This window comes from Eisenbergiella porci (assembly GCF_009696275.1).
Taxonomy (GTDB): Bacteria; Bacillota; Clostridia; order Lachnospirales; family Lachnospiraceae; genus Eisenbergiella; species Eisenbergiella porci.
Genome location: NZ_VUMI01000019.1, coordinates 26,255 through 39,038, shown reverse-complemented (window position 1 = coordinate 39,038; position 12,784 = coordinate 26,255). Strand labels below are relative to the sequence as shown.

The window sequence follows — 12,784 nt, the reverse complement described above, 5'->3', positions numbered from 1 at the left end:
CACTTCCTCCCCCAATTATTTTTCATCATCCCATCCTCTCCCCAAAAGTGCTAAAAAGGAACTGCCCTCATGGACAGTTCCCTTCAGTCTATTATCTCTGTTCTTTTGCTGTTCTTCTTACACCGGCGAAGCCGAAACAATCATCCGCCAGCTATTGCAGCTGCACAGCTTATGCTCCTCTCCATCCTTCACCGGCCGGTAAAGCAGACGCGCCTCTTCCAGCTCCGGCAGCTTATCCAGTCTGCCGCTCACATAGCCCTTCAGCCTGCGCTGCGCTGTTTCCATACGGGACAGCAGTCCTCCCAGACGGATATCCAGCACCTCATAGCCGAAAATTTTACTCTCCGAATCCCAGATTTCCTCCCTACAGCGTTTATACCCCCTTATCTTTTCCATGCAGGAAGGGATCTCCTTTTCCGCGATTTCCTTCAACGCCGCCTTGTCGCCAGCTGCATATGCCGCGCACAGGCGGTTGCCCATGCCGGCCTTTACGGAAAGCACATCCGCCAGATGAATATACAGCTCCAGCACCTCATCCTCAATAGCCGCCTCGCTTCCCGCCAGCCCCTGCAGCTTCTCCCGGAGCCGCTCATAATAACGCTCCAGACAGGATTCCGCAGCGCCGCCGGCTTTCATTGAACCGTCCGCCTCCTTCACCTGCCCGTCAAATAATCCCATCATCACATCCTGATAAAGAAGATACTTGGAAGGATTGTCAAAGGTCTCGCTTCCCGGCGCCGCGTCAAATTCACCCAGAGCAAGGTACGCGTCAAAGCTGCTGCCCGTAAGGAATTCAAACTGCTCTTTCAGACACTCCCTGTCAGGCTCCTTGGCAAATCCATGCTCCGCAAAAAGCACAATAGAGGGAAGGCCTGCCGCCATGGGAGTTTCCGCGCCGTCATCCTGCCACATGGTGCATACCGCTTCCCGGACCCCCTCCGCCTTGCAGGCGCGCATCGCCGCTTCCGTAGTTGCAAAGGCCACCCGGAAGTTGGGAGCCACGCCGTTCCATACCCAGCCGCCCCCGGCAAAAACAGTCTTTTCCGACAGCTGTCTGTGCATACGCAGATATGACTTATAAAAATTCTCATCATCATGGTAATAATCCCAGTAAACCAGCCCGATTTCCTGCGGCGGCTTCACGGCATCCGACAGATCGGAATCCAGCGGCACATCATAATATTCGCTGGCCGGCGATACCATACGCAGATACATATCCGACCAGATCATGGGCTCCAGCCCCAGTTCCCTGCAAATATCGGCAACCCGCTTCAGATGCTCGGTCATTATCTCCGCTTTGGTATGATACCCGTTTTTCAGAAGGTAATTGCCCAGGCCCAGCGACCAGGCTTCATCCATTCCCAGATGCACCCTCCTGCTGCGGAAAGGCTCCGTAGCGGACTTGATGCAGGCCTTTACAAAATCATAGACCTTCTCCTCCCCCACCAGAAGAATATCCTCCGTATCCCGGGTTCCCTGCATCACATCCCAGCGAAGCGCCGTCTTCAGATGGGCAAGCGCCTGAATACAGGGAATCATTTCAATTCCAAACAGGGCTGCGTAGTTGTCGCACTCAGCCAGTTCTTCCTTCGTATACCTGCCGCGGAACGCGCCGAAATAAGGATACTCCGGCACTTCATAGGTATCCTCTGTGTAAAGCATCATGGTATTCATTCCCAGCGCTGCCTGGATACGGATATACTTCTTTATCGTTTCCACATTGAGTACGCTGTTTCTGGAACAGTCCAGCATGGTACCGTTTTTATCCAGGTACACAGTTTCCTTTTTTTCAAAGCTATCGTCCGTCCCTTTTCTTTCCAGTTCCCGTACAAGCGTCATCAGCGCACGGAAAAGGAACGTTTTCCCGCAGGCCCTGAGCATCGCTTTCCCTTTGCGGCAGCCCTTTTCTTCACAGCAGCCGTAGGAAACCGACACCTCCCTGCCATCTTCCACGCCGGTGAGATCCATTGTAACCTCCACAGGCATTTCCAGCCCGCCGTTCAGCACCGGATTCACCGTCTGGGCGTCTGTAACCACCTGATGGCGCCTTTCCTCCAGCAGCTCTCTCATTCCGGTCAGAAGCTCCGGCCTGTTATTCATCAGCTTAAAATACATATTCTTCACCCCTTATCTTACTGCAGCGACGGCCGCCCTCCCGGCCCCAAAAACCGCCGCCATGTAGTCTAATTGCATACTAGCATACTTTACTGCAAAAGTCATCCGGCATCTTTGCGGTATACAAACTTTTTTGTTTTTGCTATAATAGAAACATAAAAAAGTAACTGTCCAATCATCCGGGCAGCTGCCGGAAGAAGCATGAAACAGACAGGGCGCCCGGCCCGCCGGGGCCGCCAACAAACTATAAAAGCGAGGAACCGCATATGAGCAAAATAAGAGCAGTTGTTTCCCTTGGGCATCAGGCTCTGGGATATACCACCACAGAACAGCTGGACGCCGTGAAAGTGACGGCAAAAGCGCTGGCCGACTTAATTGAGGCGGACTACCAGCTGACCATCACCCACAGCAACGGCCCGCAGGTAAGCATGATCCATAAGGCCATGACAGAGCTGCGCCGTGTTTACATTGATTACACCCCCGCTCCCATGTGCGTCTGCAATGCCATGAGCCAGGGCTACGTAGGCTACGATATCCAGAATTCCCTTCGCGCAGAGCTGTTAAGCCGCGGGATATCCAAATCAGTCAGCACCATCCTCACCCAGGTCACCGTTGACCCTTATGACGAAGCGTTCTATGAGCCCACCAAGCTCATCGGACGTTATATGTCAAAGGAAGATGCGGAAATAGAACAGAAAAAAGGCAACTTTGTAATAGAAGAACCAGGCAAAGGCTACCGCCGTATCGTAGCGGCTCCCAAGCCCATCGATATCCTGGAAATCGACTCCATCCGCGCCCTGGCTGATGCCGGTCAGGAGGTCATCGCCTGCGGCGGCGGCGGTATCCCCGTCATCCCTCAGGAGCATGCCTTAAAAGGCGCCTCCGCAGTCATCGAAAAGGACTGCATCGCAGGCAAACTGGCCGTGGATCTGAAAGCTGATCAGCTGATCATCCTCACCAGTGTAAAACAGGTGTACAAGGATTACCAGAAGGAAACGGAAGCCCCTATCCGTCGTATGAATACAGCGGAGGCCAAAGCTTATATTGCAGACGGCCAGTTCGAAGCCGGCACCATGCTTCCCAAAATCGAAGCCGCCATCTCTTATCTGGAGGCGGTTCCTACCGGAAGCGTGCTGATCACATCGCTGGATTTCGTGGCGGACGCGGTGAAGGGGAAGGCCGGGACGGTGATTACCGCTTAAAGCGCTGCCCCTTTAAAACCAGCCCTTCAGCTCGCCGCCAGCTTAAATCACAATACCAAAAGGAGGATGTCCCCTTTACAAGGCATCCTCCTTTTCTGATATCCGCTGTACACAGATAATAAATTATTTCCGCAGGACTGAACTTCATAGGCCTGAATTCCACAGGCCTGCACAGCAGCTGTTTTTCAGGCCCTAATATCCTCCAGCTTTCCTTCAAACTCCGTCATATCTGTCTCCGTCTCAAAGAACTCTTCCTCCGGATACGCATCCAAAACCGCATTCTCCCCAGTCCCTGCCGCATCCCTTTCTGCGCCGCTTTCAAACTGTGACTCCTGTCCCGCTTCCGTTCCCAGGACCTGGAACCCATGCATCCCCAGGGCGGCGGCCGCAACCAGCACCGCAGATCCCAGCCCCAGCAATCCCATTCTTTTCTTCACTGAATTCTCTGTAAATTTCATAAAAATCCCCTTTCCGGATAAAAAAAGTCAGTTCCATTTGAATCAAATATCCCCGCAGTTTTATTCTGCCCGGAAAAGGGCAGTTCTAACATCAAAGTTCTGTAATGCTTTTGTAAAGAAAACGTAACGCTGTATCTTCTGAAGCAGATAGGAGCTCTTGTTTCCAAGCTGAGACAGGTTGTTGATCACCGACTGCACCAGATGATAACGGTCAATTTCACTCTGCACACGCATATCGAAGGACGTAGTAATCGTCCCTTCCTCCTGATAGACGTATACATGCAGGTTCCGGTTGGTACGGTAATAGGTCGGCTGATTTTCCAGTAATTTCCGGAAAACCAGGGCAATCCTCATTAACAATATGTCAATACGGGCAAGGCCTGTTATTCAGCACACCTCATCCTCCGTCCCTCTCCGTCCGCTTTCTTTTTTCCCGATAGCGGTAAGCGTATCCTGAAAAAGCGCCGTCCTGTACTTGGAATCCATTCCCATAAAAAGGCTGTAAATCACGTCCGTAATTATGAGAAACGGCAGCTGCGGGGATATATTGTCCCCCAGAGACAGCCCTTCCACTGCCGGAACCGTCAGGATCTGTCCGAACTGCTCCTGGAAATGCTGCTTACGGCAGGCTGTGATCAGCACCGTCTCCGTATGATGAAGCCCTGCCGTGCGCAGCGCATCCAGCACTGCCTCCGTCTCCCCGCTGATGCTCATGCCAATCACCAGATCCTCCGGCTTGGTAAGCACCGCCTGCATCTGCATCAGGTGCGGATTGTCGATAACCTCCACCAAAAGCCCCAGACGCATGAAACGCAGCTTGAACTCCCGCGCCGCACAGGCGGAGCTGCCCAGGGCGAAAATGTAAACCCTGGCAGCCTCCGATAAAGATTCGCAGAACCGGTAAACCTGTTTGGTAATCCCGCCGTCAAAATGCAGCAGTATTTTCTGATAGGTATCAATGATTCTGTGCAGCAGCTCCTCATCATCACACTGTACCATCTGAAAATTAATTTCATATAAATACTGGAATTCCCGGTACCCGGAAAACCCGATTTTTTTAGAAAATCTGGTCATGGCAGGCTCCGAAACATGCAGCCTGGCAGCCACCGCCTTGGCGGAAAATTCCATCTTTTCCGTATTGCTGAGAAAAAAATCGGCAATAATACGCTCCGTATTCGTCATCTTTTTATAGTGCATCCGGATTCTTTCCATGATGTCCTGAAAATAAATATTCATCTCTCGCTCGCTCCATGCTGTCAATAAGAACCGCTTTTACTTTCCATAGCTGGCGATAATGTCCTCCAGCGGTTCCACCTTTTCCAGTTCATCCATCATTTTATTATAGCCCATACGATCCAGCTCCGCCAGATAATCATCCCAGGTGGCATCCACATCTATCTGTCCCAGAACCGCTTCCGCACAGTAATTGTTCACATAGGCCCATACATCGCTGCTGATTTCGGAAGAAATGGATGCATAATCCGTCTCACTCCTGATATCGGATTTATAAGGGATCGTCTGCCACTTCATCCAGCTTCCGTTCTCTTCCGCCGACCAGTATTTCAGCCCTGCAACAAACAGCGGCTCATAGGTGGTCCATCTGGTTACGTCACGATCCTGTCCGTACTGACCGAAGGTCCAGGTTCCCTTCTTTCCAGAAGGCATTTCGTTGAGCTTCACGGGCATTTCCCCGGTTTCATCCCATTCCCAGTCAACTCCCTTTTCCCCGTAGAACATGGAAGCATGGATGTCAAGGTCGCCGTCTCCGAACAGTGTATAGTTCAGGAACTGTAGTATTTTTGCCAGCTTCTGATCATCCACATTGGCATTCACGTAAAAGCTGCCGTAAGCGGGGGATTCGTTGGTTCTGGCCTTCACTTCGCCGCCGTCCGGCTTCACTCCGGGCGTGGCAAGGATTTTCACATCGGGATATTTTTCAATCAGCGTAAGCGGAGGACGTTCCACTGCCCAGGAATTCAGGGCGTTGGTAGAGGTAATCCAGTAGCCTGCCGTCTGATTGTTCACTTTTTCCCAGGACAGGGTTCTGTCGCCCGTGATGATTTCCGGATCAATCAGACCGCGCTTATACATATCCGCAAAGCCCTTCAGGAATTCCTTATATTCATCCATCACATAATACTGCTCCGCCCTGCCGTTTACATCATTCACGCCGGTGTAGAAATCATAGCCGGAGAAAAATACTCCCTGGGTAAGGCTGGGTGCCGTAACGCCCACCGTATCCCTGGCTCCGGTATGGTTGGGATCCTTATTTACAAAAGCATCCATAATTTCAATGAACTTGCTCAGCTCAATCCCGTCGTCAGCCACATAAATATTATCGGAAATCTGCTCCACATTCACGCCCAAATCAATGCCCAGATCAAGAATCCAGTCATAACGGTAATAATCATTGGGCAGATAATAATCCACAAACTGGAAGGTAATCCCCGTCAGATACCGGAACTGATCCTCATTTTCCGGATCCAGCGTCATTTCATACATCAGCGGGAATTCCTCATAATATTCAATCAGCTTCGGGCAGTAGTATTCCACCATTGCCCTGGGAATCGGCCTGGCCAGCTCCTGCTCATACATCCAGTTAACCGTCTTGTCGAACCATCCGCAGTCCGGCATCTCTCCGGAGGCCAGCAGCAGATCAATGGTATCGTTGGTTTCCGCCTTTTCCACCGTGATGTCAACGTTCAGCGCATCCTCAATCATGGTTTCAACGTAAGAGCCGTCCTCATAATCCGCTCCCGACCACATGCCGGTATAGCTGATGCTGTACCTTTCATCCGGGTCAGGCTGGGGAATATCCGCGGGCGCATCCTTTGTTTCCCCGCCTCCGGCAGACTCTTCCACCGCCGCGCTTCCCTGTTCCTGTGTTGCCAGGGCATCCGCCGTACCTGAATTTCCGCCTGCGGCATTTCCTCCGCAGCCGGCAAGCGATGCCGTAAGAATACAGGCCAGCCCCAATGCAATACCTTTTTTCAATGCTCTTATCTTCATTTGTTCTCCTCCTCCCAATCATTTTCAGTTACTTAATCATGAAAACTCCCTGCGGTTCAGCGTATTTCCTCCAGCTGGGAACGCGGTATCCTCCGGATTCTTGTTTTGGCCAGACAGCTTCCGTCCTCCGGCCCTCCTGCGCAGTAAGCCAGCAGCATAGCCTCTTTTGTAAAATGAATGGCACAGTAGCAATAACCGTGATCCTCTTCCTCTTCAAAGCTCACCGGCTCCGTAAAGGTCTGTCCGTTGTCTCTGCTGACTGCAATCACATAAGGTGTCCTGCCTCCCATAAAAACCTTCCCCGGCTCTTCTCTTCCGTTATACTGTGGGATAGGATTCCAAATGGCATACAGCACCCCATTTTCATCCCTTTTCATGCTCAGGGGACCGTTGGGCGAAGTAAACCGGGATGGCTGGCATGCGGTCCAGGTGTTGCCGTAATCCATGGAAAACATTTCATACTGCCGCCCCAAATCGGTTCTTGCCCAGCCCCACAAATGTCCGGGCGTAAGTTCCACAACTCCCGGCTCCTGCAGTCCGGAATAACAGCAGCTGGAGTAGGGCATACTGCATTTCCCGGACGCAGGCTTCCAGGTGGCGCCGTCATCCTCGGAATAAAAAAACATATCCTCCGCGCGGCTGTCAAAGAATCTGCTTCCTTCCTCCATATCACCACGCAGCCCCGACCTGTGGGATGCTGCCGGAATCAGTATCCTTCCGCTGGAAAGCCGTATCACCCTGTCATTATTTACAACAAAGAAACCTTCCTGCGGTGTGCACAGCACCCGTTCCCCCCAGGTTCTTCCCCCGTCCCGGGAACGCCGGAGAAACATCCGCAGCAGCGTATACGAGGTCCTGACCAGGTAAAAAAGTCCGATATCCCCGTTTTCCATATGCATCATGGACAGAGACATGGCGTTGACGCCGTCCTCACCCTCGCAGGTCAGAATGGTACTCTCCTCGCCGAAGGTTCTTCCGTCATCCAGTGACCGCAGAAGACATAAGTCCGTTGTAGCCTCATCCGAACAGCTCTCCCCCTTATAGCGGCTGTACGCATACAGAATTTCCCCATCCGGCAGCGTCAGGAACGCGCCCTCACTGTTTCTGGGATTGTCCGGCCCGGGGACCAGATCCAGACTTACACTCCCCAATTCCATTCTTTTCATACTCATTCCTCCCTCGATATCGCATTTTCCTGCAATACCGCATCAAAATCAGCAGTTTAAAAGAAGCTTTCCAACCGCCTCACAGCTGCGCGTTCCAACGCGCATTCTGCTGCAACTGCGTCCCAATTCAGATCAGCCCTTCACGGCCCCAATCATGATTCCTTTCACAAAATACTTCTGCAAAAACGGATAAACAAGAATGATAGGAAGCACGACAAGGACCGTTGTGGCCGCCTTTACCGTATCAGGGTTCATATCCACCATTTCTCCCATGGCCTCGATTTCATAAGGGGTATCGGGCGTCCGGTTGAGGCTGTCCAGCATTCTGCGCAGAAGGTACTGGAGCGTTGTCAGGCTGGCGCTCCTGCGGCAGTAAATCATGTTGTCAAACCAGGAATTCCACTGGCCGACCATCTGCCACAGGGCCACCGTAGCGATAACCGGCTTAGACAGAGGCATCATAATGGAAAAGAAAATCCTTGTCTGGGATGCGCCGTCAATGCTTGCAGCCTCCTCCATTCCCTTATCCACCGAAAAAAAGTAATTCCGGATGATAATGCAGTTAAAAATGCTGAACCCGCTGGGCAGGATATAAACCATAAAGTTATTCAGAAGATGAAGATTCTTCATGTTTAAATACGCAGGAATCATGCCGCCTGAAAAAAACATGGGAATCAGCAGCACCGCTGTGATAATTTTCCGGAACGGCATCTGTGTCCTTGTGAGCGAATACGCCGCCAGGCAGCACACCAGCAGATGGAAAACAGTGCCGCATACAGTCCTCGCAACCGATACAAAGGCTGCGCCAAGTATTTCATTATTCTGAAGACAGTACTGATAGGCGCTCAGCGTCCATACTTTCGGGAAAAAATTAATATGCATGTAGGAAATATCCTGCGCCCTGGAGAAGGACCGGACTATCATATCCCAGAAAGGAATCAAAATGGTAATACAGAACAGTATCATAAAGATAACATTACAAGTATCGAATATCCTGCTTGCCTTTGACTTTTTTATTTTATTTTTCTTAGTATAAGCATGCTTATTCATGGTATCCTCCCTCCCATAGCAACGGCCTGCCTCCGGACAGCCGGATCTGCGCAGCCCGCAGCTCCTGTCCCGGACGGCTCCTGTGGCCTAAATTATTTTGTAATCCGGATTTGCCTTTCTGGCAAGCCAGTTCGCACCCAGCACCAGCACAAGGCTGACCACATTCTGGAACAGCCCCACCGCCGTGGAAAGATCATACTGGCTGTCCACCATACCTTTCCGGTAAACATAGGTGGAAATAACATCCGCCACCGGATAGGTCGCATCATTATACAGGTTGAAAATCGGATCAAAGCCAACGCTGATAAGAGAACCCACATTCAGAATCAGCAGTGTGCACATCGTGGGAAAAAGCGCCGGCAGAGTGATGTACAGAACCTTATGCAGACGGTTAGCGCCGTCAATGGCCGCCGAATCATACAGCTGAGGATCGATTCCCGAAATGGTCGCAAGATAAATTACGATACTGTAGCCGGTAGACTTCCACAGGTTTGTCAGCAGATATATGGGAACAAACATATTCTGCTGTACCATGAAAAATATGGGCTTCTCCAGGACTCCCAGCTTAACCAGCACTGCATTTATAATACCGCTGGAGGGAGAAAGCATCTGATATACAAACGCCCCGACAACAACCCAGGAAAGGAAGTGGGGCATATAGGTAATCGTCTGCACCACCCGTTTGAATTTCATATTCAGGATCTCATTTACAAGCAGGGCAAAGCAGATTGTAACCGGAAAAGACGTAACCAGGGTCAGTATGCTGATTTTAATCGTATTCCCCAGTACCCTGTAAAAATTCGGATCGGAAAATACTTTTTTAAAATGATAAAGACCCACCCATTCACTGCCCAGGATCCCCCTCGCCATCTTATAATCCTTGAATGCAATGACTATACCCCACATAGGAAAATAACAGAATACAACAACCAGAACGAGCGCCGGCAAAAGGAAGAAGTAAAAAGGGACATGCTTCTTCACCTGCTTCATAAGCTGCGCGTTTCTGGCTGTTTTGACACTTCTCGTCATACTCATGTCTGCCTCCTCTGATTTTGCAGAATGCGAAAAAGCCGACAATCATCCCCGGGTGGATTATCATATTTTCAAACATTCATATACATTTTGTAATACATTAATTATCTTACCATTCCAAAAAAGAATTTGCAATACGCCAATCTATTTTTGGTTAACCATTTAACATATTGTACGTTTTTGTAGTAATTCCCAGAAAAATGTATAAAAATTTGTGCACTATTTAATGTGCATTATACTGTTCTTTCATTGTCTCACCATGCTGCAGCGCACTAAAAAAAGCAGCCGAAGTTCCGCTCCGCCGCTTTTTTTCAAAGGCTCTGCTTCTATCGTCCGGGCCCCTTATTTCACTCCATTCCCGCCGGTCAGCGCCACAATCAGCGAACCTGCAAGAATACAAAAATCCGAGATATTGAATACCACAGCTCTCAAAGGCGCCCATTTTACGCCCAGACTGAAATAATCCACCACATATTTCCGCTTAAGCCGGTCATAGGTATTGCTGAACGCCCCGCCCAGCAGAAGAGACAGCCCCGCCTTCAGCCATGCATTTCCCTTCGCCGTAAGGGTAACGAGAAACACAATAGTAAGAACAGCCGTCAGAATCAGTGAAACTGCCGCCACCACGCTCCTCTTCTTTTCTCCCAGGTTCATGCAGGCTCCCTTATTGTGATACTTTCTCAACAATATCCTGCCATGCAGTATCTCTTTCTCTTCCCCATCCTTCCTGTTTTTTTCCACATGGTTTTTAATAAACAGTTCTCCAATAAATATCAATGCGATAATACCTGCATATATCATCCGGCCACCTGTACCTTTCCGATTTAAGCCGCAGCACCGCCGCCCAAATCTGTCCTTATCTTTCATCTGTCCCTCTTATGGCAGTATTCCGGCAATCCAGTTGAATACGCCTTCCATATCAAGCCTCCCCATCCCCCACTGGCGGCTGGGATAGGTATAGGCCGCGTCCCTTGCGGCTCCTCTCAGGAAATAATTCCTTGTGGAAATTCCTCCGGCATACGGCGAATTATCTTCCACAACCGCCCACTGCATAAACTGGGCGGCAGCGCCTGCCGTCAGCGCGGCGGCAAGGGAGGTTCCCGTTCCGGTTCCCACAACAGTTCTCCCCTGTATGGTGCCTGTAGCCACCGAGATATCCACCCCCGGGGCCGACAAATCCGGCTTAATTTCACCGTCTGCACCGAAACCCTGGCCGGAATTATAATAAAAGCTGTTGTTTCTGCTGTTATAGGCAGTGACCGCCATAGGCGGCTGCGCAAACGACGGAGAGGTCAGCGTAGTCTCCGGGTTGGGTTGGAGGAACTCCGCAGTCCCATCAATAAACTGCCTTATCGGAAGCCACATGTTAAAATTCCCGCTCCCGTTTCCGCCCTCGCGGATGACAATAACCGTCCAAATCCCCTGGGTGGGATTTTCAAAACGCAGCACTGCCACTTCCTTTCCCGTATCCGCTTCCACAGGCTGGTAATCCAGACGAATTCTCGTTTTTTCGTACACAAAGGTATACTCCAGGCTCTGCCCCAGCCGTCCGCTTACCGGAGGAATCACCTCCCCGCCCGGCGAACGGACGGAAATGGAAAAGAAGTCCGGCACGCTTCCCCAGGTTTCCAGAAGAAAGCCTCTCGTCCCTTCACTCACCCGTATCTCCACATTGACCGAACCGGTACCATCAATATGTCCGCTGAAATGATGGGCAGAATTACCTTCATTTCCTCCTGCCACCACCACCACCTGGTTAATCTGTGTCCCAACGGTGGAAATGTACTGGGACAGCGCGGAGTTTCCGGTATGACCCCCGAAGCTGCTTCCCACCCCCAGGCAGATAACCGCCGGACGCTGAAAGGGAATGCAGAAGGAACTCAGGTATTTTACCGCAAGCATGATATCGTTGGTCCCATAAGCCGGGACTCCGGGAGGCGTCATATAATAATCACGCAGAAACTGCTTCGCCTGCTTCAGCTTAACCACCACAATATCCGCATCCGGCGCTGCTCCCAGAAAATCAATACCGCCGTTCAACGCACTTCCCGCCGCAGCGGATGCCATGGCTGTACCATGCCCGATATCATCGGTAACAGGCACCAGCTCCAGCGGATTATCCAGCCGAAGCGCTTCATTGATCTGCTCCCTTGTATATTCACTTCCATAAATAAGGCCATCCGGAGGTGTGCCGGTCTGCACACTTTGGTCCCAGATGGCCAGTATTCTTGTGCTTCCGTCCTCCCGTCTGAAAACAGGATTTCGGTAATCTATTCCCGTATCTGCAAATCCCAGAACAACATTCCTGCCCGTCAGATTCAGCGGCTCCTTCTGTACGAAGGAAATCCCGCTGCGTATCAGCGGCTGGGGATCGAAATTCCTGTTCAGCGCTTCCGGCACAAATAAATCCATCAGGCCGTACAGCCTGGGGATATATCTGTAAAAATAACTGGAAACCTCCAAAGGCGGCAGCATCGCTCTGCTGTAATAAATGGACAGAAACCTTTCATTAATCGGGATATAGCAGAAAACATCATCATTTCCCTGCACGATGCCTTCCGGAAGAATAAAATAGTTAATCAGATCCATGTAGTCCTCTGACAATATTTTTTCCTTACATGTCATAGATGTCAAGCTTTCCTATACCATTTTTATCAGTGTATGTCGCTTGCCCTTCCGGCATACATGCTTTTTCCGCAGTCTGTTATTCCGCCGCTTATTACTTCGCCGCCGTTGCTATTCCGATGCTGTC

Annotated in this window: 11 protein-coding genes; 1 reads left to right on the top strand and 10 read right to left on the bottom strand. The window is 50.8% G+C overall.

Translation table 11 applies throughout. The annotated features are described in order from the left end of the window. Window positions 1–117: 117 nt before the first annotated feature. A complete protein-coding gene (locus FYJ45_RS12990) occupies window positions 118–2,115 on the bottom strand; it encodes a beta-N-acetylhexosaminidase (protein WP_154464929.1) in 1,998 nt (665 codons plus the stop codon). A 266-nt stretch (window positions 2,116–2,381) separates the two neighbouring features. Between FYJ45_RS12990 and arcC the strand changes: the two genes are divergently transcribed. Beyond that, a complete protein-coding gene (gene arcC / locus FYJ45_RS12985) occupies window positions 2,382–3,317 on the top strand; it encodes a carbamate kinase (protein ID WP_154464928.1) in 936 nt (311 codons plus the stop codon). 185 nt (window positions 3,318–3,502) lie between these two features. Here arcC and FYJ45_RS12980 read toward each other — a convergent pair whose 3' ends face one another. The 9 genes from FYJ45_RS12980 to FYJ45_RS12940 form a co-directional block, all read right to left on the bottom strand. Continuing rightward, on the bottom strand, window positions 3,503–3,775 hold the full coding sequence (locus FYJ45_RS12980; RefSeq protein ID WP_154464927.1) for a hypothetical protein: 273 nt from the start codon (window positions 3,773–3,775) through the stop codon (window positions 3,503–3,505). Window positions 3,776–3,835: 60 nt separating this feature from the next. Next, complete coding sequence (locus FYJ45_RS32200; protein ID WP_154464926.1) at window positions 3,836–4,129, bottom strand: phosphoketolase family protein; 294 nt, start codon at window positions 4,127–4,129, stop codon at window positions 3,836–3,838. 33 nt (window positions 4,130–4,162) lie between these two features. Next, window positions 4,163–5,011 (bottom strand): MurR/RpiR family transcriptional regulator, encoded by an 849-nt coding sequence (locus FYJ45_RS12970; protein WP_154464925.1) that lies wholly within the window; start codon window positions 5,009–5,011, stop codon window positions 4,163–4,165. Between the two features lie 36 nt (window positions 5,012–5,047). Then, entirely contained in the window at window positions 5,048–6,784 is a 1,737-nt protein-coding gene (locus FYJ45_RS12965; protein WP_154464924.1) for a type 2 periplasmic-binding domain-containing protein, read from the bottom strand. 56 nt (window positions 6,785–6,840) lie between these two features. Beyond that, window positions 6,841–7,950 carry a sialidase family protein gene (locus FYJ45_RS12960; RefSeq protein ID WP_154464923.1) on the bottom strand — a complete coding sequence of 370 codons (1,110 nt, stop codon included), beginning with the start codon at window positions 7,948–7,950 and terminating at the stop codon, window positions 6,841–6,843. A 132-nt stretch (window positions 7,951–8,082) separates the two neighbouring features. After that, complete coding sequence (locus FYJ45_RS12955; protein ID WP_021639010.1) at window positions 8,083–9,000, bottom strand: carbohydrate ABC transporter permease; 918 nt, start codon at window positions 8,998–9,000, stop codon at window positions 8,083–8,085. A gap of 87 nt (window positions 9,001–9,087) precedes the next feature. Then, a complete protein-coding gene (locus FYJ45_RS12950) occupies window positions 9,088–10,035 on the bottom strand; it encodes an ABC transporter permease (RefSeq protein ID WP_021639009.1) in 948 nt (315 codons plus the stop codon). 339 nt (window positions 10,036–10,374) lie between these two features. Beyond that, window positions 10,375–10,833: a signal peptidase II gene (locus FYJ45_RS12945; protein WP_154464922.1), complete on the bottom strand. Its 459-nt coding sequence runs from the start codon at window positions 10,831–10,833 to the stop codon at window positions 10,375–10,377. A 75-nt stretch (window positions 10,834–10,908) separates the two neighbouring features. Next, window positions 10,909–12,657 carry a S8 family peptidase gene (locus FYJ45_RS12940; RefSeq protein WP_154464921.1) on the bottom strand — a complete coding sequence of 583 codons (1,749 nt, stop codon included), beginning with the start codon at window positions 12,655–12,657 and terminating at the stop codon, window positions 10,909–10,911. Window positions 12,658–12,784: the final 127 nt, after the last annotated feature.

Coding starts and splice junctions, on each gene's coding strand:
- FYJ45_RS12990 (WP_154464929.1), bottom strand. CDS start 2,115: ATGTATTTTAAGCTGATGAATAACAGGCCGGAGCTTCTGACCGGAATG.
- arcC (WP_154464928.1), top strand. CDS start 2,382: ATGAGCAAAATAAGAGCAGTTGTTTCCCTTGGGCATCAGGCTCTGGGA.
- FYJ45_RS12980 (WP_154464927.1), bottom strand. CDS start 3,775: ATGAAATTTACAGAGAATTCAGTGAAGAAAAGAATGGGATTGCTGGGG.
- FYJ45_RS32200 (WP_154464926.1), bottom strand. CDS start 4,129: ATGAGGATTGCCCTGGTTTTCCGGAAATTACTGGAAAATCAGCCGACC.
- FYJ45_RS12970 (WP_154464925.1), bottom strand. CDS start 5,011: ATGAATATTTATTTTCAGGACATCATGGAAAGAATCCGGATGCACTAT.
- FYJ45_RS12965 (WP_154464924.1), bottom strand. CDS start 6,784: ATGAAGATAAGAGCATTGAAAAAAGGTATTGCATTGGGGCTGGCCTGT.
- FYJ45_RS12960 (WP_154464923.1), bottom strand. CDS start 7,950: ATGAAAAGAATGGAATTGGGGAGTGTAAGTCTGGATCTGGTCCCCGGG.
- FYJ45_RS12955 (WP_021639010.1), bottom strand. CDS start 9,000: ATGAATAAGCATGCTTATACTAAGAAAAATAAAATAAAAAAGTCAAAG.
- FYJ45_RS12950 (WP_021639009.1), bottom strand. CDS start 10,035: ATGAGTATGACGAGAAGTGTCAAAACAGCCAGAAACGCGCAGCTTATG.
- FYJ45_RS12945 (WP_154464922.1), bottom strand. CDS start 10,833: ATGATATATGCAGGTATTATCGCATTGATATTTATTGGAGAACTGTTT.
- FYJ45_RS12940 (WP_154464921.1), bottom strand. CDS start 12,657: ATGACATGTAAGGAAAAAATATTGTCAGAGGACTACATGGATCTGATT.